Genomic DNA, 26,410 nt, shown 5'->3' on the forward strand with positions numbered 1-26,410 from the left:
GTCCCCTATTTGCCGCGCTGACCGCGGCGGTTGCGGTTGCGCCGCCAGACGCCGTCGTCGGCCATCATGTCCGTCAGCAGGCCCTCCCTCAAGCCGCGATCTGCAACACGCATGCGCGGGCTCGGCCAGCGGCGTCGGATCGCTTCCAGGATCGCGCAGCCGGCAAGAACGAGATCCGCCCGGTCCGGCCCGATGCAGGGATTGGCGGCGCGGCTCGCAAAATCCCAAGAGAGCAGCTTGGCCTGCATCGCCGAGACCTCGTCATCGGACAGCCATATGCCGTCGACCTTGCGCCGGTCATAGCGCGGCAGATCGAGATGCACGCCGGCAAGGGTCGTGACCGTGCCGGAGGTGCCGATCAGGTGAAAATCCCCCTGTTGTCCGGCGTCGATCGCGGGGCAATCGAAACCGGAGAGCATGCCTGCAACCTCCAGCACCATGCCCTCGAACACGTCAGGCGTGACGTCGCGGCCGCCATGCCGCTCCGACAGGGTGACGACGCCGACGGGCAGCGACGTCCAATGCGTGATGTGATTGGCCAGCCTGTTGAACCTGCTGTCGCCGATGCGGATGACGGCAATTTCGGAGGACCCGCCGCCGATATCGAAGAGGACGACGGAGCGGGTTTCGCGGCCGACCAGCGAGGCGCAGCCGGAAACGGCAAGGCGTGCTTCGGTCTCGCGATCGATGATCTCAAGCTCGAGGCCGGTCTCCGCCACCACCCGCTCGAGGAACTGCGCACCGTTGCTCGCCTGGCGGCAGGCTTCGGTCGCAATCAACCGCATGCGGCGAATTTCGCGGTTCTTCAGCTTGGATGCGCAGACGCGCAACGCATCGACGGCACGATCCATCGCGTCGTCGGACAAGCGGCCGCTCGCCGCCAGGCCTTCGCCGAGCCGAACGATACGGGAAAAGGCATCGACGACGCGAAACTGACCCGGCCGGGTTGGCTGCGCGATCAGAAGGCGGCAATTGTTGGTTCCCAGGTCAAGCGCGGCATAGAGCTCATCGGGCCAGGGCTGCGCGGAAGCGGGGCGCTGCTCGCGCTCGGCATGACGCACCTGATTGTCGTTCTGGCCGATCCGGCCATCATTCGCAACGCCGCGCACGGCAAGTGCCGGCTGCTGCACGGTCTGACCGGCTGGTTTCGACTGGGCGAGCGGCCGCCCCTGCAAGCCGCGCTTGCCCCGGTGCTTGCGACGGTTGCGTTTGCTGGACGCCGATTCGCCGTCATCGCGGGCGGCACGCTCCGCCGAAACGGCGCTCGTGTTTTGCGGTTGATTTGCCGCGGTCTCGCCCGGCCGGCCGGAAGCCCGACGCCGCCGCTTTCGCTTGCGCGCCGAACCTTCGGCGGCATTGTCTGCTGTATTGTCCAATGGGCGCGCTGCCTCGCCGACACTGCCGGAGGGGACCTGCGAAGCGGGCTGGCTCGCATTGCGGGATTGCCCGCCACGCTTGCCTTTACGGCGCCTGGATTTTTTTCCATCCCTGCGCCCTGCCGCCGACGCCCCGTCAGATTGCGGCTTTACGCCGCCTTCGGGGTCTTCCACGTTCGTTTTCCATCGCGCCGCGCAAGTTCCCTGGAGGTATGCAGCTGGCGCTCATTCGATTTTGCGTTGCGGCAAGAATATCAGTGCGCGGCGGAATCACCAAATTCTTTTTGCTTGCGCTCCCAAATCCCACTCCGGAAGCCCTCAAAAGCACCGGGCGATTTTTTTCAAAACAGGTATTTGCAATCCGCGAGCTTTTGGTTATAAGCGCCGCACAGCAGCCAAGCCGCACGCGGCAGCGCCTGTTGGGGAATAGTTCAATGGTAGAACGACGGACTCTGACTCCGTTAATCTTGGTTCGAGTCCAGGTTCCCCAGCCAAATTTTCCGCAACGATTTGACGTGAGTTGAGAGGGTGCCGATCTGGTGAGCGGCTTCGATAGCGGCCTTGATCCCTACATCTCCCCCGCAGCCGTCTAATTCCGGGTACCGCGCGTCGCCAAACTGCGCGCCGTGGAGGGCGTGAACTCGGCTTCCTCGGCGAGCCTGTCGTCAATGTTCTAGCGTTGAACCGGAGCCTTGATGCTTCTATGACTCAGTAAAAGCAGGAGGTTGGGCGCTTGCTTTTTTTCCCTCATTCCTGTGTTCGCCACAGGAACCAGCTACGCGATGTCCTTCGCGCGAAGGAGGTTTCCCGCGCTGCGGACGCGGCGCTGCTGGAACCCCGCGACAAGCACAGGAATGGGGGGCGTTTGATGCGTACCCAACTTTGAATTCGGCATCATGAAAGAGACCAGACCGCATGCCAGACGACAACCGCGACCAGGCCGGCAGGCCCTCGCCCGATGCTCTTCTTGAGAAGGCCCGGGCCGAAACGCGCGGGCGTCTGAAGATATTCCTCGGCGCGGCGCCCGGCGTCGGCAAGACTTACGAGATGCTGGTGTCCGGCCATGCGAAGATCGCCGACGGCGTCGATGTCGTGGTCGGCGTCGTCGAAACCCATGGACGCATGGAAACGAAGGCACTGCTCGACGGCTTCGAGATCGTCCCGCGCGTGCAGATGGACTACAAGGGCCGGCTGCTGGAGGAAATGGACCTCGACGCCATTCTTGCCCGCGGGCCCGGCCTCGTTCTCGTTGACGAGCTTGCGCACACCAATGCCGAGGGCAGCCGCCACCCGAAACGCTATCTCGACGTCAAAGAGCTGCTGGATCGCGGCATCGACGTCTATTCGACGCTGAACATCCAGCATGTCGAAAGCCTGAACGACGTCGTGTCGCAGATCACCCGTATCCGCGTGCGCGAGACGGTCCCGGATTCGGTGATCGACATGGCCGACGACGTCGAGATCATCGATCTCACGCCTGACGACCTCATCAAGCGGCTGCATGACGGCAAGGTCTATGTCACGAAGACGGCCGAAAAGGCGCTGACAAACTACTTTACGCCCGGCAACCTGACGGCGCTGCGCGAACTGGCGCTGCGTAGGACGGCCCAGCGCGTCGACGACCAGTTGCTCATCCACATGCAGGCGCATTCGATCTCGGGGCCATGGGCGGCGGGAGAGCGCGTTCTGGTGTCGGTCGACCATCATCCGAGCTCCGCGTCACTGGTGCGCTACGCCGCGCGCATGGCCTCCCGGTTGCGGGCGCCGTGGGTCGCGGTCAACGTCGAGACCAACCGCTCGATCAACCTGACGGAGGCGCAACGCGACACGATCGCGGCAACCCTGCGTCTTGCCGAGCAGCTGGGCGGCGAAGCGATCACGGTTCCCGGACGCGAGACATCCGAGGAGCTCATGCGCTATGCGGCTGCGAACAACGTCACCCACATCGTGAGCGGCGCACCGAAGCAGCCTGCGTGGCGCGAATGGCTCCATCCCTCGACCGCCAGCCTGTTGATCCGCAAGGCGGGCGACATCAGCGTCCACGTCATATCGGGCGCCGCCCAGCGGGAGACCCCCCGGCGTAGCGTGAAAGCGGCGGCACCGGCGCTCGATGTCCGGGCCTACCTGCTCGCAACCGCCTATGTGGCCATTGCGCTTGCCGCGGGGATCGTGCTCGATCAGGTGCTGGACGTGCGCAACCTTGCCCTCGTCTTCCTGATGGCGGTTCTCACCTCGGCCGTCCTGCACGGACTGCGTCCGGCGCTCTATTCCTGTATCCTCGGCGCGTTTTCGTTCAATTTCTTCTTCCTGCGGCCGCGCTACACGCTGACGATCAACGATCCGGACAGTGTGCTCGCACTGTTTTTCTTCCTTGGCGTTGCGATCATCGCCAGCAATCTGACGGCAACGGTCCAGCGGCAGGCCGCAGCGGCCCGACAACGGGCGCGTAAGACGGAAGACCTCTACCTGTTTTCGAAGAAGCTTGCCGGGACCGGCACGCTCGACGACGTGCTCTGGGCAACGGCATTCCAGCTTGCCTCGATGCTGAAGGTTCGTGTCGTGCTGCTGCTGCCCGAGGACGGAACGATTGCCGTCAAAGCCGGCTATCCGCCCGATGACACGCTCGACGACGCAGACATCGCTGCTGCCAGCTGGGCCTGGGAACACAATCATCCGGCGGGTCGGGGCGCAGATACCCTGCCCGGCGCCAAGCGCCTTTATGTGCCGCTGCGCACCGGCCGGACGGCGGTCGGCGTCATCGGCCTCGACGGCGACCGCCGCGATGGTCCACTGCTGACGCCCGAGCAGCAGCGCCTGCTCGACGCACTGGCCGATCAAGCCGCCCTTGCCATCGAACGCATCCAGCTCGTTGCCGCCATGGACCAGGCAACGCTTGCGGCCGAAGCCGATCGGCTTCGTTCCGCCTTGCTGACCTCGATCTCGCACGACTTGAAGACGCCGCTTGCTGCAGTCCTCGGCGCATCCACGACGCTGCGCGATTACTTCGCCCCGATGTCGGAAGAGGACCGTAAGGACCTGCTCTCGACCATCGTGGACGAATCGGAGCGCCTCAATCGCTTCATTGCCAACCTCCTCGACATGACGAGGATCGAGTCTGGCGCGATGGAACCGAATTATGCGCTGCACGATATCGGCGACGTCGTCGGCAGCGCCTTGCGGCGGGGCGCGAAGATCCTCGGCGGGCATGCGGTCAACGTACGGATCCCCGAGGATCTGCCTGTTGTGCGCGTCGATCCGGTCCTCTTCGAGCAGGTGTTCTTCAACCTGCTCGACAACGCCGCGAAGTATGCCCCGGAGGGCTCCACGATCGACATCACCGGGTGGACCGGGACCGACGCCATCGTCGTGCAGGTCGCCGACGCGGGGCCAGGCATTCCGCCAGGCGACCTCGATCGCATCTTCGACACATTCTATCGGGTGCGCAAAGGCGACCAGGTTCGCGCCGGCACCGGCCTCGGCCTCTCCATCTGCCGCGGCTTCATCGAGGCGATGGGCGGGACGATCACAGCGGGCAACCGGACGGATCGCGCGGGAGCCGTCTTCACCATACGCCTGCCCAAACCCAACGATGTTCTCAAGCTGGATGAGCTCAAATGACCGGTTCGCCCGTTAAGATCCTCGTCGTCGACGACGAGCCGCCGATCCGCAAACTGCTCCGCGTCGGCTTGACCGCGCAGGGATATGAAGTGCATGAGGCCGCCGACGCCGCGGCCGCCCGCCGTACCACGCAGGAAGCCTCGCCCGACCTCATCGTGCTCGATCTCGGCCTGCCGGATCAACCCGGCCATGACCTCCTTAGGGAATGGCGTGAGCAGGGGCTTGCGACGCCCGTCGTCATCCTATCGAGCCGCACCGACGAAGCCGGCATCGTCAAGGCACTCGAAACCGGCGCCGACGACTACGTGACCAAGCCGTTCGGCATGAACGAACTCGGCGCCCGCATTCGCGTGGCGTTGCGCCACCGCCTGCAGCAGCAGGGCGAAAGTGCCGTCTTCCGCACGGGGGGCCTGTCGATCGACCTCGTCAAGCGCATCGTCAAGGTCGACGATCACGAGATCAAGCTGTCGCCGAAGGAGTACGACATCCTGCGGGTGCTGGCACAGCATTCCGGTAAGGTATTGACGCACCAGTTCATGCTCAAGCAGATCTGGGGACCGGCGGCCGACGTGCAGTATCTGCGCGTCTATGTGCGCCAACTCCGCCAGAAAATCGAAGCGAGCCCCGATCAGCCCCAGTACATCACCACCGAGGCCGGCGTCGGCTATCGGCTCAGGGAAGCCGACCTGACCACGTAAGCGACGAAAATGCTTCACGCAGAGGCGGAGGAAGGCTACAGCGGTTGGTTGACGCACAAGAACTGGACGGGCCCATGACCGACACTGTTACCGATCGTTTCCTTCGCTATGTCGTTATCGACACGCAGTCGGACGCAAAGTCACCGACACAACCCTCGACCGACAAGCAGAAGAATCTTGGCCGTGTGCTGGTCGAGGAACTGCTGGCGATCGGCCTTTCGGATGCGCATCTCGACGAGCATGGCTACATCTATGCGACCATTCCATCCAACGTCGACAAGCCGGTGCCGGTCATCTGCTTCTGCTCGCACATGGATACGGCACCTGACTTCAGCGGGACGGACGTCAAGCCGCAGATCGTGCGGAACTACGGCGGCGGCGACATCCAGCTTGCCGGCGATCCGCAACAAATCATCCGCGTCGTCGATCATCCCGCGCTCGAGGATCAGATCGGCAACGACCTCGTCACTACGGATGGCACGACGCTGCTCGGCGCCGACGACAAGGCCGGCATTGCCGAGATCATGACGGCAGCGCAGTTCCTTGTTGCCAATCCCGAGATCAAGCATGGGACGATCAAGATCCTGTTCACGCCGGATGAGGAAATCGGCCGCGGGGTCGACAAGGTCGATCTGGCCAAGCTCGGCGCGCAGTTCGCCTACACCATGGACGGCTCAACGGCCGGCCACATAGAGGACGAGACATTCTCGGCGGATGGCGTGGAGATTAATATCCAGGGCGTCGCCATCCATCCGGGCTTTGCCATCGGCAAGATGGAGAACGCCATCAAGATAGCCGGCGGGATAATCGACCGGCTGCCGAGGGATGTCGCTCCGGAGACGACATCGGGCACGGAAGGCTTCGTGCATCCGACCGGCGTGACCGGTTCGATGGAAAAGGCAGCCATCGGCCTGATCGTCCGCGACTTCAGCGATGATGGCCTCGCTACCAAGGAAGCCATGCTCGAGGCGATCGTGAAGGAGGTCATGGCTGGCTATCCCGGCTCGACCTACACCTTCGACGTGACGCAGCAGTATCGGAACATGAAGGTGGTGCTCGACCGCCATCCGGAGATTGTCGACCACGCCGTGGAGGCCATACGGCGCGCCGGCATGGAGCCGGTGCGCGGCAGCATCCGCGGCGGCACCGACGGGTCGCGGCTGTCGTTCATGGGCCTGCCCTGCCCCAATATCTTCGCTGGCGGCCACGCCTTCCACTCGCCGCTCGAATGGGTCAGCCGGCAGGACATGGAAAAAGCAGTAAAGACGATCGTCGAGCTGGCCAGGGTCTGGGAAGAGCGCGCCTGAGCGCGCGCCTTTCCGCGAGGTTTGCCGGGTCTCGCGGCCCGGCAAACATCCGTAGCGTCAACACTCAGCCGCGCAGGCCGGGCGCTTCCTGGCCGGTGCGTTCCACGTATTCGGTGTAGCCGCCGCCATATTGCTGGATGCCATCCGGCGTCAGTTCCAGGACGCGGTTCGACAGGGCCGCCAGGAAATGGCGGTCGTGCGAGACGAAGAGCATGGTGCCTTCGTACTGCGACAGCGCCTTGATCAGCATTTCCTTCGTGTCGAGATCCAGATGGTTGGTCGGCTCGTCGAGCACCAGCAGGTTGGGCGGGTCGAAGAGCATCTTGGCCATGACCAGCCGCGCCTTCTCGCCGCCCGACAGCACGCGGCACCTCTTTTCCACGTCGTCGCCGGAAAAGCCGAAGCAGCCTGCCAGTGCGCGCAAGGGCGCCTGACCGGCCTGCGGGAAGGAATCCTCCAGCCACTCTAGCACCGTGCGTTCGCCATCGAGGAGATCCATCGCGTGCTGGGCGAAGTAGCCCATCTTGACGCTGGCGCCTAGGGCGACGCTACCCTGATCGGGCTCCGCAGAGCCTGCCACCAGCTTCAGCAGGGTCGACTTGCCGGCGCCATTGATGCCCATGATGCACCAGCGCTCCTTGCGGCGGACCATGAAGTCCAGGCCTTCGTAGATGGTCCGGCTGCCGTATTTCTTGTGCACGTTCTTCAGGTTGATCACGTCTTCGCCGGAACGAGGTGCCGGAAGGAAGTCGAACGCGACGGTCTGACGGCGCTTGGGCGGCTCGACGCGGTCGATCTTCTCCAGCTTTTTCACACGGCTCTGCACCTGTGACGCGTGCGAGGCGCGCGCCTTGAAGCGCTCGATGAACTTGATTTCCTTGGCGAGCATCGCCTGCTGGCGCTCGAACTGCGCCTGCTGCTGCTTCTCGTTTTGAGCCCGCTGCTGCTCATAGAAGCCATAGTCGCCGGAGTAGCTGTTTAGCGAACCGCCGTCGATCTCGATGATCTTGCTGACGATGCGGTTCATGAATTCGCGGTCGTGCGAGGTCATCAACAGCGCGCCGTCATAGGTCTTCAGGAATTCTTCCAGCCAGATGAGGCTTTCGAGATCCAGATGGTTGCTCGGTTCGTCGAGCAGCATGACATCGGGGCGCATGAGGAGAATGCGGCCCAGCGCCACGCGCATCTTCCAGCCGCCCGAAAGCGCGCCGACGTCGCCGTCCATCATCTCCTGGGTGAAGCTCAAGCCGGCCAGCACTTCGCGCGCCCGGCCCTCCAGCGCGTAGCCGTCCAGCTCCTCGTAGCGGGCCTGGACTTCGCCGTAGCGCTCGATGATCCGGTCCATTTCGTCCAGTTTGTCAGGGTCGACCATCTCCGCCTCGAGCTCGCGCAGCTCGGCAGCCACGACACTCACGGGGCCTGCGCCCTCCATGACTTCGGCAACGGCGCTGCGGCCTTCCATCTCGCCGACGTCCTGATTGAAGTAGCCGATCGTGACGCCTTTTTCGCCGGAGACCTGGCCCTCGTCGGGCTGCTCCTGACCGGTGATCATGCGGAAGAGTGTCGTCTTGCCGGCGCCGTTCGGACCGACAAGGCCGATCTTCTCGCCCTTGTTGAGCGCTGCCGAGGCCTCGATGAAGAGGATACGGTGGCTGTTCTGCTTGCTGATATTTTCTATACGGATCATATGCGGATGAGGTCCAAAACACGTTTTCGGCGCCCTTATGCCATGCAACGCAGGGCCTGTCGCCCGTTTTCCGCACTGCACCAAACGAATGCCGCCGCGACTTTCCCGTCGCTGCAGTCCCGCGGGCCTTCCAAAGAATCGCCAGCACTGGTACGTTCCACGTTTGTTCCGAGTCGCCGTTTGCGCGGCGATCTCGATGCGAAAGGCTGAAGAACTGATGCAGGCCGCGGCCTATCTTGAAAAACTGAACGAGCAGCAACGTTTGGCCGTTGTACACGGTGTGGGCAAAGAAGACTCTGGCGGACCGCTGCTGATCATTGCGGGCGCGGGATCGGGCAAGACCAATACGCTGGCGCACCGGGTCGCGCATCTGATCGTCAACGGCGCCGATCCGCGCCGCATCCTGCTCATGACGTTTTCGCGCCGTGCCGCCTCGGAAATGTCGCGCCGCGTCGAGCGCATCTGCAAGCAGGTGCTCGGCGCCCAGTCGGCCGTGATGACCGATGCGCTGAGCTGGGCCGGTACTTTCCATGGCATTGGCGCGCGCCTCCTCAGGATCTATGCCGAGCAGATCGGGTTGAACGTGGATTTCACCATCCATGATCGCGAGGATGGCGCCGACCTGATGAACATCGTCCGGCACGAGCTTGGCTTCTCCAAGACCGAGAGCCGATTTCCGACCAAGGGCACCTGCCTTTCGATATATTCGCGCACGGTGAATTCCGAAACGCCGCTGAACGAGGTCTTGAAGACCTGGTATCCCTGGGTTTCCAGCTGGGAACCGCAGTTGAGGGAGCTGTTTGCAGCCTATGTCGAGGCCAAGCAGGCGCAGAACGTTCTCGACTACGACGACCTGCTTTTGTACTGGGCGCAGATGGTTGGCGATGCCGAGCTTGCAGACGACATTGGCCAGCGTTTCGACCATATCATGGTGGATGAATATCAGGATACCAACAGGCTGCAATCGTCGGTCCTGATCGCGCTGAAGCCCAGCGGACGCGGACTGACTGTCGTTGGCGACGACGCGCAATCGATCTATTCGTTCCGTGCAGCGACCATCCGCAACATCCTCGATTTTCCCAAGACCTTTTCGCCGCCGGCCGACATCATCACACTCGACCGGAACTACCGTTCGACGACAACGATCCTGGCGGCGGCCAACGGGGTCATCGACCTGGCGCGCGAACGCTTCACCAAGAACCTGTGGACGGACAGGCAATCGGCCGAGCGGCCGAAGCTTCTGACCGTGAAGGACGAGAACGATCAGGCGGGATACATCGTCGAGCAGGTTCTCGCCAATCGCGAGGTCGGCATGACGCTGAAGCAGCAGGCAGTGCTCTTCCGCACGTCGAGCCACAGCGGCCCGCTTGAGGTGGAGCTGACACGGCGGAATATTCCTTTCGTCAAGTTCGGCGGGCTGAAATTCCTGGACTCGGCGCATGTGAAGGACATGCTGGCGGTCCTTCGCTTCGCGCAGAACCCGCGCGATCGGGTGTCGGGCTTCAGACTGCTGCAGATGCTGCCGGGGATCGGACCGCAGACTGCGGGCAAGATCCTCGATACGATCGCTGCCGATCCCGAGCCGCTGATGGCGCTCGCGGAGATTCCGCCGCCGGCGAAGACAGGCGAGAGCTGGCCCGCGCTGGTCCAACTGCTGGAAGGGCTGCGCAAGTCGGGTGGGCAGTGGCCGGAGGAAATCGCGCTGGCTCGGGAATGGTACGAGCCGCATCTCGACCGTATCCACGAGGATGCGGACACCCGCAAGGCCGACCTGCTGCAGCTCGAGCAGGTTGCGTCCGGCTACGCCAACCGCGAACGCTTCCTCACGGAACTGACGCTGGACCCGCCGGATGCGACGAGCGATCAGGCGGGTGTGCCGCTTCTCGATGAAGACTATCTCATTCTCTCGACCATCCACTCCGCCAAGGGGCAGGAATGGCGGGCCGTCTTCATGCTCAACGTCGTGGACGGCTGCATCCCCTCCGACCTCGCAGTTGGAACGACCCACGAGATCGAGGAGGAACGCCGCCTTCTCTACGTCGGCATGACGAGGGCAAAGGACAGCCTCACGTTGATCACCCCGCAACGCTTCTTCACCAGCGGCCAGCACGGCCAGGGTGACCGGCACGTCTATGCCTCGCGCACCCGGTTCATCCCCGTGACGCTGCTGCAATATTTCGAGACTGCCGCCTGGCCGATCGTCAGCGCGTCGGCGTCCGAGCGAAGCACCAAGCAGATCCGTGTTGATGTCGGCGCGCGCATGCGCACCATGTGGCGATGACGGTGTGCACTCGTTTGATGGGCCTGACGGCTGATGCCGCACCGTGCGGCGCCCTTACTCTCCCCGCGGGGAGAGGGGGAGCAAGGCTGTTGGCATCGCCACACATCCCTTCTCCTTTCGGGGAGACGGTGCCCGAAGGGCGGATGAGGGGCTGCGTGCCACCTCACCGGTCAAACCGCCAATCGCGCCCTGACATCCTCGACAATCGCCTGCATCCGGTCGAGCGGCGCGTGGCCGATCAGCATGAAAGCGTGCGATGGGTTCGACCAGTAGACAACGTTCATGCCCTTGCGGCCCTCGACCTCAGGCGGCTTTGCGCCGTCGTCGGAGCGAACGATGCAGAGCGCCATCGGGCCGCTTTCCGGATCGAGATAGGCGATCTGGGCCAGCGGCTTGTCGTCGTATTGCAACAACAGGGCCCGCTTGAAATCGACACCCGGCAGGGTGATCGTTTCCGGCGCAAGCGAAAGGCCAAGCTTTCCCCCAGGAATGGCAAGCTGCGCGGCCTGCGCCTCGCGCGACGGCACGGGACCGGCCAGCGTATCGGGCGTGTAGAGTGCGATGTACTCGGCAACGGCCGCGCGCCACTCGCTGCTCTCGTCCCTGGCGACCAGGCGTCGTTGGAGGCCCATGAAGGTGCGGTCCACGACCACGCCGGCAACAAGGCAGGCTGCGAGGGCACCGAGAAAGCCTCGACGGCTGGTGCGGACCGGTATCGGAGTCGGCTTTGCCTCAACGGACAGGGCCTCAAGCATCGCTTCCAACTCCGCCTTCGGCGCAGCCTCAAGCAGCGGCTTGAAGGCTTGCCCGAAGGGAAGGCTGCTGCGCGACAGGAACGTCAGCCTTGCCGCCACGCGCTCGTCGGCATCAAGGATCGCCTCGACGCGCGCGGCTTCATCCGGTGGCAACTCGCCATCGATATAGGCCGTCAGCTGTTCGTCGGTGAGGAATATGCTTTCGTTGCTCATAGTGCCCCCTCCTCCGAAACGTTGCCGGAGAGCTTTGCGCGCGCGGCGGCAAGACGGCTCATCACGGTCCCGATCGGTATCTCCAATACGCTTGCCACCTCCCGATAGGACAGGCCTTCGACATAGGCCAGGAATACAGCCGCGCGTTGCGCATCGGGGAGCGCGTTCACGAGCCTCAAAACCTGGTTTGCCATGACGTGCATTTCCGTCTCATGGGCGCCGTCGAACACCAGCACCTCGTCGGCATCGACGAAGCCCTGACCCTGGCGCACGCGCCGGGAACGGACTTCGTTGAGCCAGATCGAATGCAAGATCGAAAGAAGCCAGCGATCAACGCGCGTACCAGCCTCGAATTGTGCCGAACGCTCGAGGGCTCGCACGCATGTCTGCTGCACCAGATCGTCGGCCACGTCGCGGCGATGCGACAGCACAAGACCGTAGCGCCAGAGCCGCGACAGGTTTTCCGTCAGGCCGCGCTTTATATCCACTTCGCTTGCGATGGCCGCCTCCGCCACGGGTTTTGCAATGGAACCCGCCGGACTGGCCTGCGGGTTCCGCGTTGCGCGACTATAGGCAGGAAATTTGGTGTAGGCGACCGGCATTGGAAAATCCCTCCTCAAGAGCGCCTCAACCTCCCGTCCATGGTCCGTCAGATCTTCGAAGGATCGGCGATGGCTTCGTTGAGGTCCTGATATTCCTCGCACCCGGTGCCGCAGATCGTCTTGATCGTATTCAGTTGATCCTTGGCGAGATCGATGCGTCCTTTGACGACGTAGGCCTCGCCGAGATACTCGCGGACCTTGGCGTATTGGGGATCGAGCTCGACAGACTTGAGATAGTAGGAGATGCCCTCGTCCGTGCGCCCGAGCTTGCGTGTGGCATAACCGCGGTAATTCAGAGCCTCGGCAGTATTCTGATTTTTCAACGTGTCGAGCATGGCAAGCGCTTCGTCATAACGGCCGGCCTTGGCCAGCGAATACGCGTATTCGGTACGGTTTTCGTCCGTCACGTTCGCACTCGCCTGCCTGACGCATTTCTGGGTCTTCTTGTCATACATCTGCCCCTTCTTGCAGACCGGTGTGGTGGCGCCGCCGCCGTCTCCCCCGCCCACAGCGAAAGCTGGCGCCGACATGGTCACAGCGGCAATGACGCCACCAAATAGGATGGATGCAATCCGAACAGTTGCAGTCGTCATGGAATATCTCCTTCAAAGACAGGGTTGCGGAGGATGAACACCGCGACGGTCTGCTTTATTCGGTGGACTTCTTCTTTTTTCCGATCACTGTCTTGTGACAGCCGGCGAGCGAATAAACGGACCTTTCAAGTGTTTGCCCCTTGCGTCGGGCAACAAGGAGCATTCCGTGAACGACACCGTAAAACTACTCAGTCTCGCCGTTGCGGCGCCCGAACACGTCATCACGCAGGAGGAGGCAGCCGAAACGTCAGCCCGGCTGTTTTCCAGCCGGTTACGCGATTTCCAGCATCTCGCCAGCGTCTTCGGCAATGCCGGCATCCGCACACGCCATGCCGCGCGGCCGCTCCAATGGTTCATCGAGCCGCATGGATGGGAGGACCGAATGGCAGCCTATGGCGAGGTCGCGCGAAGCCTGTTTCTCGAAACGGCAACGAAAGCACTCGACCGGGCCGGCCTCAAGGGATCGGACGTCGATTGCATCGTCACCATCTCCTCGACCGGGATCGCGACCCCGAGCCTCGACGCCCAGCTTGCCGCGACGATGGGGTTTCGTTCCGACGTGGAGCGCGTGCCTGTGTTCGGCCTCGGCTGCGCGGCCGGCGTCTCCGGCTTTGCCATCGCCACCCGGCTTGCGCGGAGCCGGCCAGGCGCCACCGTGCTGTTTGTCGCGATCGAACTCTGTACACTCGCCTTCCGGCTGGACGAGCTGACGCGTGCAAACATCATCGCCACGGCGCTCTTCGGCGACGGCGCTGCGGCGTGCGTGTTGCGAACCGGCCCGTCAGGCCAAGCCGAGGTGGAGACGACGGGCGAACACCTCTTTCCCGATACGCTCGGCATCATGGGCTGGAAGATCGACGACACGGGCTTCGGCGTGGTTCTCGCACAATCATTGCCGCCGTTTGCGGAGGCGGAACTCGGCCCGGCAGTGGATGGAATTCTCGCGCGCCACGGCCTTGCCCGCAAGGACATCGACCGCTTCATCTGCCATCCCGGCGGAACGAGAGTGCTGACCGCACTGGAAAGCACATTATCGCTTCCGTCAGGATCCCTCGACCACGAACGCGACGTGCTCGCCGAGTACGGCAACATGTCTTCGCCGACCGTGCTCTTCGTGCTTGAGCGGGTGCTGCAAGCGGGCCTTCCGGAACGTGCCGCGATGGTCGCCATGGGACCGGGTTTTGCCGCAAGCTGCGTGACCCTGAAGAGGGTCGCCTGATGTGGATTTCGATTGGCCTGCTGGCCTTCGTGACAGCACAACGCCTTGCCGAGCTCGTGCTTGCCCAGCGCAACACGCGCGCGCTGATCGCGAAGGGCGGGCGGGAAATCGGCGCCCAACACTATCCCTATATGGTCGCGCTGCACAGCTGCTGGATCGCCGGCCTCTGGTTCCTGGCACCCGGACGACCCGTGGAGCCAGCATGGCTTGCGGTCTTCGCCCTGCTGCAGATCGGTCGCTTGTGGGTCATCGCCACGCTGAAGGGCCGGTGGACCACTCGAATCATCGTTTTGCCCGGCGCACCTCTCGTGAGCACGGGCCCCTATCGGTTCTTCTCGCATCCGAACTACGCCGTCGTCGTCGGCGAGATCGCGGTGCTGCCGCTGGCCTTCGGCATGCCCGTCTACGCGGCCATCTTCTCGGTGCTGAACGCGCTCATGCTGCGGGTTCGCATCACCGCCGAGGACAGGGCGCTGAAGGCGGCAATGTTTTTGAAATAGAATGCGATTTTTCGTTTGCGCGGCGCCTGCCGGAGAGGCATTTTCGTTCCCCTAAAGCAAGGTTGGACTACGCGATAATGAAGAAGAACGTGATCGTGCTCGGCGCCGGCATCGTCGGGGTGTCGACTGCCATTCATCTGCAGCGACGCGGGCGGCAGGTGACGCTGATCGACCGGAAAGCGCCCGGCAAGGAGACGTCCTTCGGCAATGCCGGCCTGATCCAGCGGGAGGGTGTCGTGCCCTACGGTTTTCCGCAGCAGCTCGGGCTCCTGATCCGCTACGCCTTCAACAATCGCATCGACGCCCACTATCACCTGAAGGCTCTGCCGGGGCAGCTTGCCTTCCTTGCTCGATATTGGTGGAACTCCAATACCAAGCGGCATGAGATGATTTCGAAGGCCTACGCGCCGCTGATCGCGCACTCGATCTCGGAGCACAACGATCTGATCGAGGCCTCGCAGGCGGAACACCTGATCCGCAAGAACGGATGGATGGAAATCTTCCGGACGTCGGCCAGGCGGGATGCGGAATTTGCCGAAGCCGAGCGGCTGCAGAAGGAATTCGGCGTCGGCCACGAGCCGCTCAGCGCCATCGACATCGCGCAGCTGGAACCGGATATCAAAGGCGATTTCGTCGGCGGCCTGCGATGGCGCGACCCCTGGTCGGTTCTCGACCCGCATGGGCTGACGGCTGCCTATCGCACTTACTTTGAAAGCCTGGGCGGCAAGTTCGCCAGCGGCGACGCAAACTCGCTCGGCCGGTTCGGCTCCGGCTGGAAGGTGGAAACGAGCGGGGGATCGCTGGAGGCAGACGACGCTGTGCTGGCGCTCGGCCCGTGGGCGGCAGTGGCAACGCGGCGACTCGGTTATGCGTTCCCGCTCGGCGTCAAACGCGGCTATCACATGCACTACTCGGCGCAAGGCAACGCAGTCCTCAACAACTGGACGATGGATTCAGAACGGGGCTATTTTCTGGCGCCGATGAGCCGAGGCATCCGCCTGACGACCGGTGCGGAGTTCGCGGCCATGGATGCGCCGAAGACGCCGGTGCAGCTCGACCGCGCCGAGACCGTGGCGCGCACCGTGTTTCCGCTCGGCGAAAGGCTCGATCCGGAACCGTGGATGGGAGCCCGCCCCTGCACGCCCGACATGATGCCGGTTATCGGCAAGGCGCCGCGCCATGAGGGGCTCTGGTTCGCCTTTGGCCATGCGCATCATGGGCTGACGCTCGGTCCGGTGACCGGCCGGGTGCTTGCCGAACTGATCACCGGCGAGACGCCGTTCATCGATGTTTCGGCCTATTCGCCGCAGCGTTTCAATCCATAGGCGCGAAAAGTTTCTTCAACGCGACATCAGACAACACCGAGCAAGGACAGGTCGCGGAGTGCCGCCGTCGCGATCCCGTCGATCGTATCGTCGATGCCGACGGTCGCGACACCCGGTTCGCCGGTCGGCACCTCAAGCGTCGCAAGCTGGCTTTGCAGCAGCGAAGGGGGCATGAAGTGCCCCTTGCGTTCGCCCATGCGCCTCGTGAGCAGTTCCTTGGAGCCGTGCAGGTAAACGAAGAAGAGATTGCCGTCGACGGCAGCGCGCAGACGGTCGCGATAGCTTCGCTTCAGCGCCGAGCAGGAAACGACGATGCCTTCGTTGCGCTCAAGCGTAGCCTTCATCGTCTCGCCGATCACGTCCAGCCAGGGCATTCTGTCTTCGTCCGTGAGCGGAGTGCCGTGCGACATCTTTTCAACGTTGGACCCTGGATGGAGCTGGTCGCCCTCGACGAATTCGAGGCCGAGTGCCTCGGATATGGCCACGCCCACCGAGGACTTGCCGCAGCCGCTGACACCCATGACGATGATGGCATGGGGGTCCGCACTCGTTTCAGTCATTGCTGATCTCGCTCATCACTTCGACACCGGTGCCCACCAACGCTGGAGGAGCGAACCCTAGGACGCTACCAGGGCCGCATTCTTGCGCGCAAGACGCGCCCTAATGGTCCCGACATCGGCGCGCGGCGTGGCCGCAAACAATGTCTTGGTATAGCTGTGCTGCGGATCGTTGAACACCTGATCCCGGGTTCCGTATTCGACAGCCTCGCCGAAATACATCACCATGACGTCGTCGGCCATATAGCGAACGACCGAGAGATCGTGGCTGATGAAGACATAAGTGAGGTTCAGTTCGTCCTGCAGGTCCGCAAGCAGATTGAGCACCTGCGCCTGAACCGAAAGGTCCAGCGCCGAAACGGGCTCGTCGAGAACCAGAAGCCGCGGGTTCAGCATCAAGGCGCGGGCAATGGCGATACGCTGACGCTGGCCGCCCGAGAACATATGCGGGTAGCGGTTGAAATGGATCTCCTGAAGGCCGACCTTCTTCAGCATCGACATCGCCAAGGCCCGCCGCTCGGCAGCGGGCGTATTGGTGTTGATGATCAAAGGCTCCATCAGGATGTCGCCGACCTTCTTGCGCGGATTGAGCGACCCGTAAGGGTTCTGGAAGACGATCTGCACCTTGCGGCGCACTTCCGGCGTCAGGTCGCCCGCGGCGATGTCGACCTTGTTGCCATCGATGAACAGTTCGCCGCCGCTCGCGGGATCGATCATCGTGACGATGCGGGCAAGGGTGGACTTGCCGCAGCCGCTTTCTCCGACGATCGCGAGCGTCTTGCCCTGTTCTACCTTGAAGCTCACGCCCTTGACGGCGTTCACCGTTTTCTCTTTCTTGAAGAGGCCGCCCGGCAGATAGTAATTGCGGACAATGTCTTTTGCTTCGAGGACTGGCGTCATTGGGCCGCTCCCTCCACGGTCTTATCCTGGTTGAAAATTTCGCCAATCGTCGGCAGGCGGTCGCCGGTCGCATTGTCCGGCAAGGCGGCAAGCAGCGCCCTTGTGTAATCGCTCTTCGGCGATTCGAAGAGCGACAGCACGTCGGCCTCCTCCATCTTGCGACCCTTGTATTGAACGATCACCCGATCGGCCGTTTCGGCGACCACGCCCATATTGTGCGTGATCATGATCAGGCCCATGCGATGCTCCGTCTGCAGGCGCATCAGCAGATCGAGTATCTGCTTCTGAATGGTCACGTCGAGCGCGGTCGTGGGTTCGTCGGCGATCAGAAGCTTCGGATTGCAGGCGATCGCAATGGCGATCATCACACGCTGACACTGGCCGCCCGACATCTGGTGCGGGAAATGGCCAAGCCGTTCGGCAGGGTTGGGAATACCAACGGCCTCGAACAGTTCGACGGCACGCTTGCGCCGCGCAGCCTTGTCCATGCGAAGGTGGATTCGCAGAACCTCTTCGATCTGGAAGCCGACCGTGAAGCAGGGATTGAGGCTGGCGATGGGCTCCTGGAAGATCATCGACATATCCTTGCCGACGATGTTGCGCCGCTCCCTTGGCGACATTCCAAGCAGATTGCGGCCATCAAAGACCATCTTGTCGGCGGTCACCTTTGCCGTCCACGGCAGAAGGCCCATCGCCGCGAGCATGGAGACCGACTTTCCGGATCCCGACTCGCCAACGATTGCAAGGACTTCGCCGGCATCGACCTTGAGCGACACGCCATCGACGGCGCGAAACGGACCGGTCGAGGTCTGGAATTCGACGACGAGATTTTCGATTTCAAGAAGTGCCATTTCAGGACCTCTTCAGTTTGGGATCGAGTGCATCGCGCAGACCGTCGCCCATCAGGTTGATGGCCAGAACGGTGATCAGGATGCAGAGACCCGGGAAAGTGACGAGCCAAGGGTTGCTTTGGAGGAACTCGCGCGAATCTGCGAGCATCGTACCCCATTCGGGCGTCGGCGGCTGGGCGCCTTGGCCGAGGAACCCGAGAGCCGCTGCATCGAGGATCGCGGCGGAGAATGCGAGCGTCGCCTGGACGATCAGCGGTGCCAGGCAATTCGGCAGAATCGTCTTGAACATCAGACGCAACGTGCCGGCACCGGCCACACGCGACGCCACGACATATTCCTTCTCGCGCTCGCTCATCACGGCCGCACGCGTCAGGCGGACGAAGTGCGGCTGGTTGACGATCGAGATCGCAATCATGGCGTTCAGCAGGCCCGGGCCGAGCACCGCAACAAGCACCAGGGCGAGCAGCAGTGAGGGAAAAGCCAGAATGATGTCCATGACGCGCATAATGATTGTATCCGTACGGCCGCGGAAATAGCCGGCGATAAGACCGAACAGCACACCGGCCACAGCCGACAGCGAGGCGACGACAAGGCCAATGAAAAGTGAGAAACGGGTGCCGTAGATCAAGCGCGTCAGCATGTCGCGGCCAACGGCGTCGGTACCCAACAGATACGAACTGTTGCCGTTTGCCGACCACGCCGGAGGAAGGCGCTGCATGCCGGACGGAATGTTCGGATCGTGCGGTGCGATCCACGGCGCGAAGATCGCCATGAACAGCACGATGAGAAAGACGAAGAGGCCGATGACCGCGCCCTTGTTACGGGAGAAATAGTACCAGAACTCCGCCAGAGCGGAGGGTTGGGCAGACTTTGTGGTTGCCGTGCTCATGAGCCGCTCCTAGTGCCTGATGCGTGGGTTGATGAGACCGTACATGAGGTCGACGATCAGATTGACGAGCATGATGATGCCGGCGATCAGCAGCAGACCGCCCTGAACGACTGTATAGTCACGCTTGAAGACCGCATCGACCATCCACTTGCCGATACCGGGCCAGGAGAAGATCGTTTCGGTCAGGATCGCACCGCCGAGCAGAACGCCGACCTGCAGGCCGATCGAGGTGACGACGGGGATCATGGCATTGCGCAGCGCATGGACGCCGACGACGCGAAGCGGCGCGAGGCCCTTGGAGCGAGCCGTGCGAACATAGTCTTCGCCGAGAACTTCGAGCATGGCCGAGCGCGTCTGGCGCGCTATAACGGCAAGCGGAATGGTCCCAAGGACGATCGTCGGCAGGATCAGCGACAGGAAGGCCGACTTGAAAGCTCCGGCCTGGCCGGACAGCAGACTATCGATCAGCATGAACCCGGTGACCGGCTTGAAGAAATACATCAGGCCGATACGGCCGGATACCGGCGTCCAGTGCAGCGTATTGGAGAATAGAACGATGAGCAGCAGGCCCCACCAGAAGATCGGCATCGAATAACCGACAAGCGCCACGCCCATGGCGCCCTGGTCGAACCAGGTTCCCCGTTTGACGGCGGCGAATATGCCGGCGGGGACGCCAAGCAGGATGGCAAACAGCATGGCGCAGAGCGACAGCTCCAGCGTTGCCGGGAACAGCGTGCCGAACTCATGCAGGACCGGGCGCTTGGTCACGATCGACGACCCGAGATCGCCCTGCAACACGTTGCCGAGGTAACCGAGATATTGAACGTAGACCGGCCGGTCGAGACCGAGGTCATGCATGATTTCGGCATGACGTTCAGGCGCCATCACGCGTTCGCCCGACATCAGCATGACCGGGTCACCGGGCAGCAGGCGGATGAAGGAGAAGGCGATGATGGAAACACCGAGGAAAGTGGGGATCAGGACCGCTAGGCGCCCGAAGAAAAATCGCAACATGGCATATGTCCATATTAGTCCGGCGGTCAGGTATCAAACCTGACCGCCGGCCGGGCCCGGTCTTGCCGGGCATCTTCGCATAGTTTCGGTTATTCGGCGATATCAACGCCATCGAAGCGGTGAACGCCGACCGGATCCTGCACATAGCCGGAAACCTTGGCACTCATCGGAACGAATTCGGTGGAGTGATCGATCGTCGCCCAAGGCGCTTCCTTCTTGAAGAGGACCTGCGCTTCTTCGTAGAGCTTGGTACGTTCGCCGACATCGGCAGTCTTCTTGGCCTTCTTCACGAGGGCGTCGAACTCCTTGTTGCACCACTGCGCGCGGTTGTTGCCGCCGACAGCTTCGCAGCCGAGGAGCGTGTCGAGGAAGTTGTCCGGATCGCCGTTATCGCCCGTCCAGCCAAGGATCGCGGCGCCATCGCGGGCCTTGTCCTTGGAGAGCTTCAAGTATTCTGCCCATTCGTGCGTGACGATCTCGACCTTGACGCCAACCTTGGCGAGGTCGGCCTGCATCAGTTCGGCAGCGCGACGTGCGTTGAGCATGTACGGACGCGAAACCGGCATCGCCCAGATCTTCATGCTGAGGTCTTTGACGCCAGCGGCTTCAAGCATCTTCTTAGCTTCATCAGGGTTGTATTCGTCGTCCTTGACGGCATCGTTGTACGACCACATCGTCGGCGGGATCGGGTTCTTGGCAACCTGGCCGGCACCCTGGAAGACGGCGTCGACGATCGCCTGCTTGTTGATCGCCATGTTCAGCGCCCGGCGCACTTCAGGCTTGTCGAACGGCGCCTGCAGCGTGTTGTAGGCGAGGTAGGAAACGTTCAGGCCCGGCTGCTCGAGAACCTTGAGGTTCGAGTCAGCCTTGAGGTCCTTGACGTCTGCGGCGTTCGGATAAGGCATGATGTGGCATTCGCCGGCCTTGAGCTTCTGGGCGCGGACAGATGCGTCAGGCGTGATCGCGAAGACGAGATCGTCGATCTTTTCCTTACCCTTGAAGTAGGTTTCGTTGGCCTTGTAGCGGATGACGGCATCCGGCTGGTAGGCAACGAAGGTGAACGGACCGGTGCCGAGCGGCATTTGGTTCATCTGTTCCATCTTGCCGTCGGCCTGAAGCTTGTCGGCATACTCCTTGGACACAACAGATGCGAAGTCCATCGCGAGGTCGGCGAGGAAAGGAGCTTCGGGATGGTTGAGCGTGAATTTGACCGTCAGGTCATCGACCTTCTCGACCGACTTGATGAGTTCCGGGAAGCCCATGCCGGCGGCGTACTCATAGGAAACGCCTGCGACATACTTGGCCCACGGGCTGTCGGCCTTCAGCTGGCGCTCGAACGAGAAGACGACGTCGTCAGCCGTCAGGTCGCGGCTCGGAGTGAAGAAGTCGGTCGTCTGGAACTTGACACCCGGGCGCAGCTTGAAGGTGTACTGCGTGCCGTCATCGGAAACCGTCCAGCTTTCGGCGAGGCCCGGCTCGACTTCGGTCTTGCCATGGGTGAACTCGACGAGGCGGCTGTAGACCGTGCGCGACGACGCATCGAAGGTGGTGCCCGCCGTGTAGATGCCGGGATCGAAGCCTTCCGGCGATCCTTCAGAGCAGTAAACAAGCGTTTTCGACCAAGCCGCCGACGCCATGGCAGAAGCCAAGACGGTCGCTGCCAGGAGGACAGAGATCTTTTTCATGATTTCGTTTCCCAGGTTTGTTCTTTTTTAAGTTTTGAGATCGCGGATAGGCATCCGGACCGACGGCAGATGGAACGATATTTATTTGCTGAAATCAACGACCCCAGTGGAAAATTTTTCCAGACGGGCAACTTTAGTAATTTTCCGCCGAAAATAGGCCGCATTTGGAAATATTCGCACTGAATAAACCGAGATTTTGTCACATTTGGTATAATTTCGCGCCAACCGCACCAAGCAGGCACTCGCTTGCCGCGAGTCTTCGGTCGAAACCCCAAGAAACTAACAACCGCAGACACCCAGGGCGCTGCGGTTGCGTCAAATCAGGGGCTGTTATTGCGTCAAGCTGCCGGAGCGGTCACCGGCGGCTTGCGGTATGCCTGCTCGCCCGTGATGCCGAGCAGGAAGTTGATCTGCGGACGCGCCTTCACGAGGTCGTCGATGGAATACTGCGCCAGCACGTCGAAGAAGGCATTCAACGCCTTGCGCAGAGCCGAGTTCAGGCCGCAGCTGTCAACCAGCGGGCATTCGACCACACCGTCGTCCTCGAAGCATTCCGCCATCGCGAAACTGTCCTCCGTCACGCGGACCACGTCGAAAAGGCTGATATCCTTGGCAGGCTTGCCAAGACGAACACCGCCATTGCGTCCCCGCACGGTTTCGACCAGACCAGCCTTGTTCAGCGGCTGCAGGATCTTGAACAGAAAGAGTTCGGAGACACCGTAGGCCCGGGCAATCTCCGGAATGCGGCTCAGATATCCATCATTGGCAGCGCAGTACATCAACATGCGAACCGCATAGTTGGTCTGTTTCGTCAAACGCATGCCGATCTCCAGAATCGTTCTCGTCGTCAAGTGTATATAGTGGCTTTGATAGTTTTGAACAATTCCAAAATATGAAAATGATATTCATCTTATCTGAGGCTGATTGCCGCTGTTCTAAACGAAATCGGGCCCCCTGAGGAGCCCGGTTCCGAAAGCAAGCTGGTTGAGGGACGTTACTTCATTGTCGGCATGACGAATTCGGCGCCGTCCTTGATGCCAGAGGGCCAGCGGCTTGTGACCGTCTTGGTGCGGGTCCAGAACTTGATCGAGTCCGTGCCGTGCTGGTTCAAATCGCCGAAGGACGAGGACTTCCAGCCGCCGAAGGAGTGATAGGCGAGCGGAACCGGGATCGGCACGTTGACGCCGACCATGCCGATGTTGATGCGCGAAGCGAAGTCGCGGGCGGCATCGCCGTCGCGGGTGTAGATTGCAACGCCGTTGCCATATTCATGCTTCATCGGCAGGTCCAGGGCTTCCTCGTAGTTCTTGGCCCGCACGACGGAAAGAACCGGTCCGAAGATTTCGGTTTTGTAGATGTCCATGTCCGGCGTGACATTGTCGAACAGGCAGCCGCCGACGAAATGGCCATTCTCATACCCCTGCAGCTTGAAATCGCGGCCGTCGACGACAAGCTCGGCACCTTGCTCGACACCCTTGTTGATCAGCCCAAGAATGCGCTCCTTGGCTTCCTTGGTGACGACCGGGCCAAGGTCGGCCTTTTCGTCGGTGTAAGGGCCGATGCGCAGGCTTTCGACCATCGGCGTCAGCTTTGCAATCAGACGGTCGGCGGTTTCCTTGCCGACCGGAACTGCAACCGAGATCGCCATGCAGCGTTCCCCGGCCGATCCATAGCCCGCGCCCATCAGGGCGTTTGCCGCCTGGTCGAGATCGGCGTCCGGCATGATGATCATGTGATTCTTTGCGCCGCCGAAGCACTGCGCGCGCTTGCCGTTCATCGCAGCCGTGCCATAGACATAACGGGCGATCGGCGTCGAGCCGACGAAGGAGACAGCCGAGATATCCGGATGCGTCAGGATCGCATCGACGGCGCCCTTGTCACCGTTGACGACGTTGAGGATGCCTGCCGGCAGGCCTGCTTCGATCATCAGTTCGGCAAGGCGGAGCGGCACGGACGGGTCGCGCTCCGAGGGCTTCAGGATGAAGGCATTGCCGCAGGCGATGGCAGGCGCGAACATCCACATCGGGATCATGGCCGGGAAGTTGAACGGCGTGATGCCGGCGCCGATGCCGACCGCCTGGCGGATCGAATACATGTCGATATTCGGGCCGGCGCCTTCGGTGAACTCGCTCTTGGCGAGGTGAGGAATGCCGATCACGAACTCGCAGACTTCGAGGCCGCGGATGACGTCGCCCTTGGCATCCTCGATCGTCTTACCATGCTCCTTGGAGAGCAGTTCAGCCAGTTCATCCATGTTGTCGTTCAGCAGCTGGACGAATTTCATAAAGACGCGGGCGCGGCGCTGCGGGTTGGTGGCGGCCCACTTCGGCTGCGCGGCCTTGGCGTTCTGAACGGCTGCATCCAGTTCCGCGTCGCTTGCCAGTGCAACGGTCGCCTGCACTTCGCCCGTTGCCGGATTGAAGACGTTGCTCGAGCGACCGCTGGTGCCTACGACATGCTTGCCGCCGATGAAATGACCGATCTCACGCATGGATGTGCCTCCTCTTGATTTACTGGATGGCGAACAATCGCACTTCAATTTGCACAAATCAATGAGCTGATATAAGCAACCGTTGTGCAAAAATTAAAGCCGGAGGCCGCCTTGGACTGGGATGACGTGCGCATGTTCCTGGCCGTGGCCCGCACAGGGCAGATACTCGCCGCCTCCAAACGGCTCGGCGTCAATCATGCGACGCTCAGCCGCCGCGTCACCACCTTGGAAGAGCGGCTGAAGACGCGGCTGCTCGTGCGACGCACCAACGGCTGCGACCTGACGGCGGAAGGCGAGATCTTCCTGCACGCCGCCGAGCGGATGGAAACCGAGATGCTGCGTGCGCAGGCAAGCCTCGGCCATCTCGACAGCACGATCGCCGGCACGGTGCGGATCGGCGCGCCCGACGGTTTCGGCGTCTCGTTTCTCGCGCCGCGCCTCGGGCAACTGATACAGCGCCATCCGGAGCTTCGGATACAGCTCGTGCCGGTGCCGCGCTCCTTTTCGCTTTCGCAGCGCGAGGCAGACATTGCAATCACCCTGGAGCGACCGGAACAGGGGCGCCTCGTCTCGTCCAAGCTCACGGACTATACTCTCGGACTCTATGCCTCGCAGAACTATCTGCACACCCACGACGCGCCCGCCGACATCGACGCGCTGAAGGTACATCCGCGAATTGGCTACGTCGAGGACCTGATCTTTACGGCGTCGCTCAATTTCTCCTCGGCTGTCATGCGCAGCTGGGATGCGTCGTTTGAAATCTCCACGGCCATCGGCCAGACCGAGGCGGTGCGCTCAGGTGCCGGTATCGGCATTCTGCACGACTATATCGCCCGCCAATATCCTGAACTGATCCGCATTCTGCCGGAGGTTTCGATCCAGCGCGCCTACTGGACCACCTATCATGAAAGTGCTCGCGATCTCGTTCGCGTCCGCACAGTGGTCGATTTCCTGCAGGAGCTTGTCGGTGCGGAGCGGCATATCTTCCTCTAGCACGTGAGCACATGCTTTGCCGGGCTGTCGTTTTCATCGGGATTGGGATTAGGCAGCTCATCCGGCAATACATCGGGCTCCGGTTCCTTGATGGGTGGCTCCGGGATCCGGCCCGGTGGCAGCGGGACTGGAATGGGTTCGTGGGGCACGGACATGGTCTGCTCCTTGCCGTTCTCTTGTTTCGCAACGAAGGTGACCGCCGGGTCAGCGGGCTTTGTCGTCCCTTCGATGAGGGCCTTCATCTGGCGCCGTCTTGCCGGATGCCGCGCCTTCCGCAGCGCGCATAGGCATGGCGTCGATGATCGCGAAGAGCTCTCCGCTGCTGATCGGCTCATGCACATTGAGCTTGACCGTGCCGTCCTTACCGACGAGCACGGCAGCGAACTCTCCGGCTTGCGGGCCATCGCGGTGGGCAAGGTCCCGAGCTATGGCTTCGGCGTCCAGCGTCTCGCCGACGCCGAACAGCAGCCGGACGGTGCCGCCGACGACCTTCAGCAGCACGATGTCGCGCACCTCCAGCGCCGATCGATCGGCCAGCAGCTGGTTTTCCTGGTGCGCGGATCGCGCGTTGCCCGTATCGGCAAAGATGACGACAACACGGTTCTTCCACTGGAATTGTTCAAGACTTGCGACAGCGGCATATGCGACGTTCGTCTCGTCTACCTTGGTCGCACCGTATAGAAGCGTCTTCGACATTTCATTCTCCCGTCCGAAGGCAAACGCCCGACCGGCGGGACCGGTTCCATTTGAGACCGGAGAAAGCGAAGAAGCCGAGCAGCGCCACGCGCCTTCAGGCGACTGCCAATATTGTTCCAACGGGAATTCGGGGTCTGCAGGGTTGAGGCGGGGCCAGAGG

Annotated in this window: 23 protein-coding genes, 1 tRNA gene and 1 pseudogene; 10 read left to right on the plus strand and 15 right to left on the minus strand. The window is 62.1% G+C overall.

From position 1 onward, the window contains the following. Positions 1-5: 5 nt before the first annotated feature. The gene (locus AC1DMK_RS19080; RefSeq protein WP_477861079.1) at positions 6-1,550 is read right to left on the minus strand and encodes a Ppx/GppA phosphatase family protein; all 1,545 of its coding nucleotides are present in this window, start codon (positions 1,548-1,550) and stop codon (positions 6-8) included. Positions 1,551-1,796: 246 nt separating this feature from the next. Between AC1DMK_RS19080 and AC1DMK_RS19085 the strand changes: the two genes are divergently transcribed. The 5 genes and pseudogenes from AC1DMK_RS19085 (at position 1,797) to pepT (ending at position 6,999) form a co-directional block, all read left to right on the plus strand. After that, positions 1,797-1,870: transfer RNA gene (locus tag AC1DMK_RS19085), tRNA-Gln, on the plus strand. 39 nt (positions 1,871-1,909) lie between these two features. After that, positions 1,910-2,091: pseudogene (locus tag AC1DMK_RS19090) on the plus strand (potassium-transporting ATPase subunit C); the annotation flags it as partial. A gap of 200 nt (positions 2,092-2,291) precedes the next feature. Continuing rightward, positions 2,292-4,994 carry a DUF4118 domain-containing protein gene (locus tag AC1DMK_RS19095; RefSeq protein ID WP_477861081.1) on the plus strand — a complete coding sequence of 901 codons (2,703 nt, stop codon included), beginning with the start codon at positions 2,292-2,294 and terminating at the stop codon, positions 4,992-4,994. Further along, entirely contained in the window at positions 4,991-5,692 is a 702-nt protein-coding gene (locus AC1DMK_RS19100; protein WP_037059621.1) for a response regulator transcription factor, read from the plus strand. Before AC1DMK_RS19095 ends, AC1DMK_RS19100 begins: the two co-directional genes overlap by 4 nt. 74 nt (positions 5,693-5,766) lie before the next feature. Beyond that, entirely contained in the window at positions 5,767-6,999 is a 1,233-nt protein-coding gene (gene pepT, locus AC1DMK_RS19105) for a peptidase T (RefSeq protein ID WP_037060010.1), read from the plus strand. 64 nt (positions 7,000-7,063) lie between these two features. On the opposite strand, the gene AC1DMK_RS19110 is transcribed toward pepT, so the two are convergent. Continuing rightward, positions 7,064-8,686: an ABC-F family ATP-binding cassette domain-containing protein gene (locus tag AC1DMK_RS19110; RefSeq protein WP_037059620.1), complete on the minus strand. Its 1,623-nt coding sequence runs from the start codon at positions 8,684-8,686 to the stop codon at positions 7,064-7,066. A 217-nt stretch (positions 8,687-8,903) separates the two neighbouring features. Between AC1DMK_RS19110 and AC1DMK_RS19115 the strand changes: the two genes are divergently transcribed. After that, positions 8,904-10,967: an ATP-dependent helicase gene (locus AC1DMK_RS19115; RefSeq protein ID WP_477861145.1), complete on the plus strand. Its 2,064-nt coding sequence runs from the start codon at positions 8,904-8,906 to the stop codon at positions 10,965-10,967. A 170-nt stretch (positions 10,968-11,137) separates the two neighbouring features. On the opposite strand, the gene AC1DMK_RS19120 is transcribed toward AC1DMK_RS19115, so the two are convergent. Genes AC1DMK_RS19120 through AC1DMK_RS19130 form a run of 3 tightly spaced genes read right to left on the minus strand, consistent with a single transcriptional unit; the run spans position 11,138 to position 13,130 of the window. After that, positions 11,138-11,935 (minus strand): anti-sigma factor family protein, encoded by a 798-nt coding sequence (locus AC1DMK_RS19120; protein WP_477861083.1) that lies wholly within the window; start codon positions 11,933-11,935, stop codon positions 11,138-11,140. After that, the gene (locus AC1DMK_RS19125; protein ID WP_477861085.1) at positions 11,932-12,537 is read right to left on the minus strand and encodes an RNA polymerase sigma factor; all 606 of its coding nucleotides are present in this window, start codon (positions 12,535-12,537) and stop codon (positions 11,932-11,934) included. Before AC1DMK_RS19125 ends, AC1DMK_RS19120 begins: the two co-directional genes overlap by 4 nt. A gap of 47 nt (positions 12,538-12,584) precedes the next feature. Beyond that, positions 12,585-13,130, minus strand: coding sequence for a tetratricopeptide repeat protein (locus AC1DMK_RS19130; protein ID WP_477861087.1), 546 nt, complete (start codon positions 13,128-13,130; stop codon positions 12,585-12,587). 166 nt (positions 13,131-13,296) lie between these two features. On the opposite strand from AC1DMK_RS19130, the gene AC1DMK_RS19135 reads away from it, so the two are divergent. The 3 genes from AC1DMK_RS19135 to AC1DMK_RS19145 all read left to right on the plus strand — a co-directional run bounded on the left by AC1DMK_RS19135 (position 13,297) and on the right by AC1DMK_RS19145 (position 16,174). Continuing rightward, a complete protein-coding gene (locus tag AC1DMK_RS19135) occupies positions 13,297-14,349 on the plus strand; it encodes a type III polyketide synthase (protein WP_037059611.1) in 1,053 nt (350 codons plus the stop codon). Further along, positions 14,346-14,849 carry an isoprenylcysteine carboxylmethyltransferase family protein gene (locus AC1DMK_RS19140; RefSeq protein ID WP_037059609.1) on the plus strand — a complete coding sequence of 168 codons (504 nt, stop codon included), beginning with the start codon at positions 14,346-14,348 and terminating at the stop codon, positions 14,847-14,849. The genes AC1DMK_RS19135 and AC1DMK_RS19140 overlap by 4 nt, the downstream gene beginning before the upstream one ends. Positions 14,850-14,926: 77 nt before the next feature. After that, complete coding sequence (locus AC1DMK_RS19145) at positions 14,927-16,174, plus strand: NAD(P)/FAD-dependent oxidoreductase (protein ID WP_037060006.1); 1,248 nt, start codon at positions 14,927-14,929, stop codon at positions 16,172-16,174. Between the two features lie 26 nt (positions 16,175-16,200). Here AC1DMK_RS19145 and AC1DMK_RS19150 read toward each other — a convergent pair whose 3' ends face one another. The 8 genes from AC1DMK_RS19150 to AC1DMK_RS19185 all read right to left on the minus strand — a co-directional run bounded on the left by AC1DMK_RS19150 (position 16,201) and on the right by AC1DMK_RS19185 (position 24,561). Next, positions 16,201-16,734: a gluconokinase gene (locus tag AC1DMK_RS19150; RefSeq protein ID WP_037059608.1), complete on the minus strand. Its 534-nt coding sequence runs from the start codon at positions 16,732-16,734 to the stop codon at positions 16,201-16,203. Between the two features lie 57 nt (positions 16,735-16,791). Continuing rightward, positions 16,792-17,631 carry a dipeptide ABC transporter ATP-binding protein gene (locus AC1DMK_RS19155; protein WP_037059606.1) on the minus strand — a complete coding sequence of 280 codons (840 nt, stop codon included), beginning with the start codon at positions 17,629-17,631 and terminating at the stop codon, positions 16,792-16,794. Beyond that, positions 17,628-18,482, minus strand: coding sequence for an ABC transporter ATP-binding protein (locus AC1DMK_RS19160; RefSeq protein WP_477861090.1), 855 nt, complete (start codon positions 18,480-18,482; stop codon positions 17,628-17,630). The genes AC1DMK_RS19155 and AC1DMK_RS19160 overlap by 4 nt, the downstream gene beginning before the upstream one ends. A 1-nt stretch (position 18,483) precedes the next feature. Further along, entirely contained in the window at positions 18,484-19,371 is an 888-nt protein-coding gene (locus AC1DMK_RS19165; RefSeq protein WP_037059605.1) for an ABC transporter permease subunit, read from the minus strand. Between the two features lie 9 nt (positions 19,372-19,380). Then, the gene (locus AC1DMK_RS19170) at positions 19,381-20,385 is read right to left on the minus strand and encodes an ABC transporter permease subunit (protein WP_477861093.1); all 1,005 of its coding nucleotides are present in this window, start codon (positions 20,383-20,385) and stop codon (positions 19,381-19,383) included. Between the two features lie 89 nt (positions 20,386-20,474). Beyond that, positions 20,475-22,070: an ABC transporter substrate-binding protein gene (locus AC1DMK_RS19175; protein ID WP_037059601.1), complete on the minus strand. Its 1,596-nt coding sequence runs from the start codon at positions 22,068-22,070 to the stop codon at positions 20,475-20,477. Positions 22,071-22,408: 338 nt separating this feature from the next. After that, complete coding sequence (rirA, locus tag AC1DMK_RS19180; RefSeq protein ID WP_037059600.1) at positions 22,409-22,891, minus strand: iron-responsive transcriptional regulator RirA; 483 nt, start codon at positions 22,889-22,891, stop codon at positions 22,409-22,411. A 173-nt stretch (positions 22,892-23,064) separates the two neighbouring features. Next, positions 23,065-24,561 carry a CoA-acylating methylmalonate-semialdehyde dehydrogenase gene (locus AC1DMK_RS19185; protein WP_037059599.1) on the minus strand — a complete coding sequence of 499 codons (1,497 nt, stop codon included), beginning with the start codon at positions 24,559-24,561 and terminating at the stop codon, positions 23,065-23,067. Between the two features lie 111 nt (positions 24,562-24,672). On the opposite strand from AC1DMK_RS19185, the gene AC1DMK_RS19190 reads away from it, so the two are divergent. Further along, the gene (locus tag AC1DMK_RS19190) at positions 24,673-25,554 is read left to right on the plus strand and encodes a LysR family transcriptional regulator (RefSeq protein ID WP_037059598.1); all 882 of its coding nucleotides are present in this window, start codon (positions 24,673-24,675) and stop codon (positions 25,552-25,554) included. Here the strand turns inward: AC1DMK_RS19190 and AC1DMK_RS19195 are convergent. Both AC1DMK_RS19195 and AC1DMK_RS19200 read right to left on the minus strand, forming a co-directional pair. After that, entirely contained in the window at positions 25,551-25,796 is a 246-nt protein-coding gene (locus AC1DMK_RS19195; protein ID WP_477861147.1) for a hypothetical protein, read from the minus strand. The genes AC1DMK_RS19190 and AC1DMK_RS19195 overlap by 4 nt on opposite strands. After that, positions 25,759-26,250: a DUF4174 domain-containing protein gene (locus tag AC1DMK_RS19200; RefSeq protein ID WP_477861096.1), complete on the minus strand. Its 492-nt coding sequence runs from the start codon at positions 26,248-26,250 to the stop codon at positions 25,759-25,761. The genes AC1DMK_RS19195 and AC1DMK_RS19200 overlap by 38 nt, the downstream gene beginning before the upstream one ends. Positions 26,251-26,410: the final 160 nt, after the last annotated feature.

This window comes from Rhizobium sp. 05L419, from assembly GCF_056397845.1.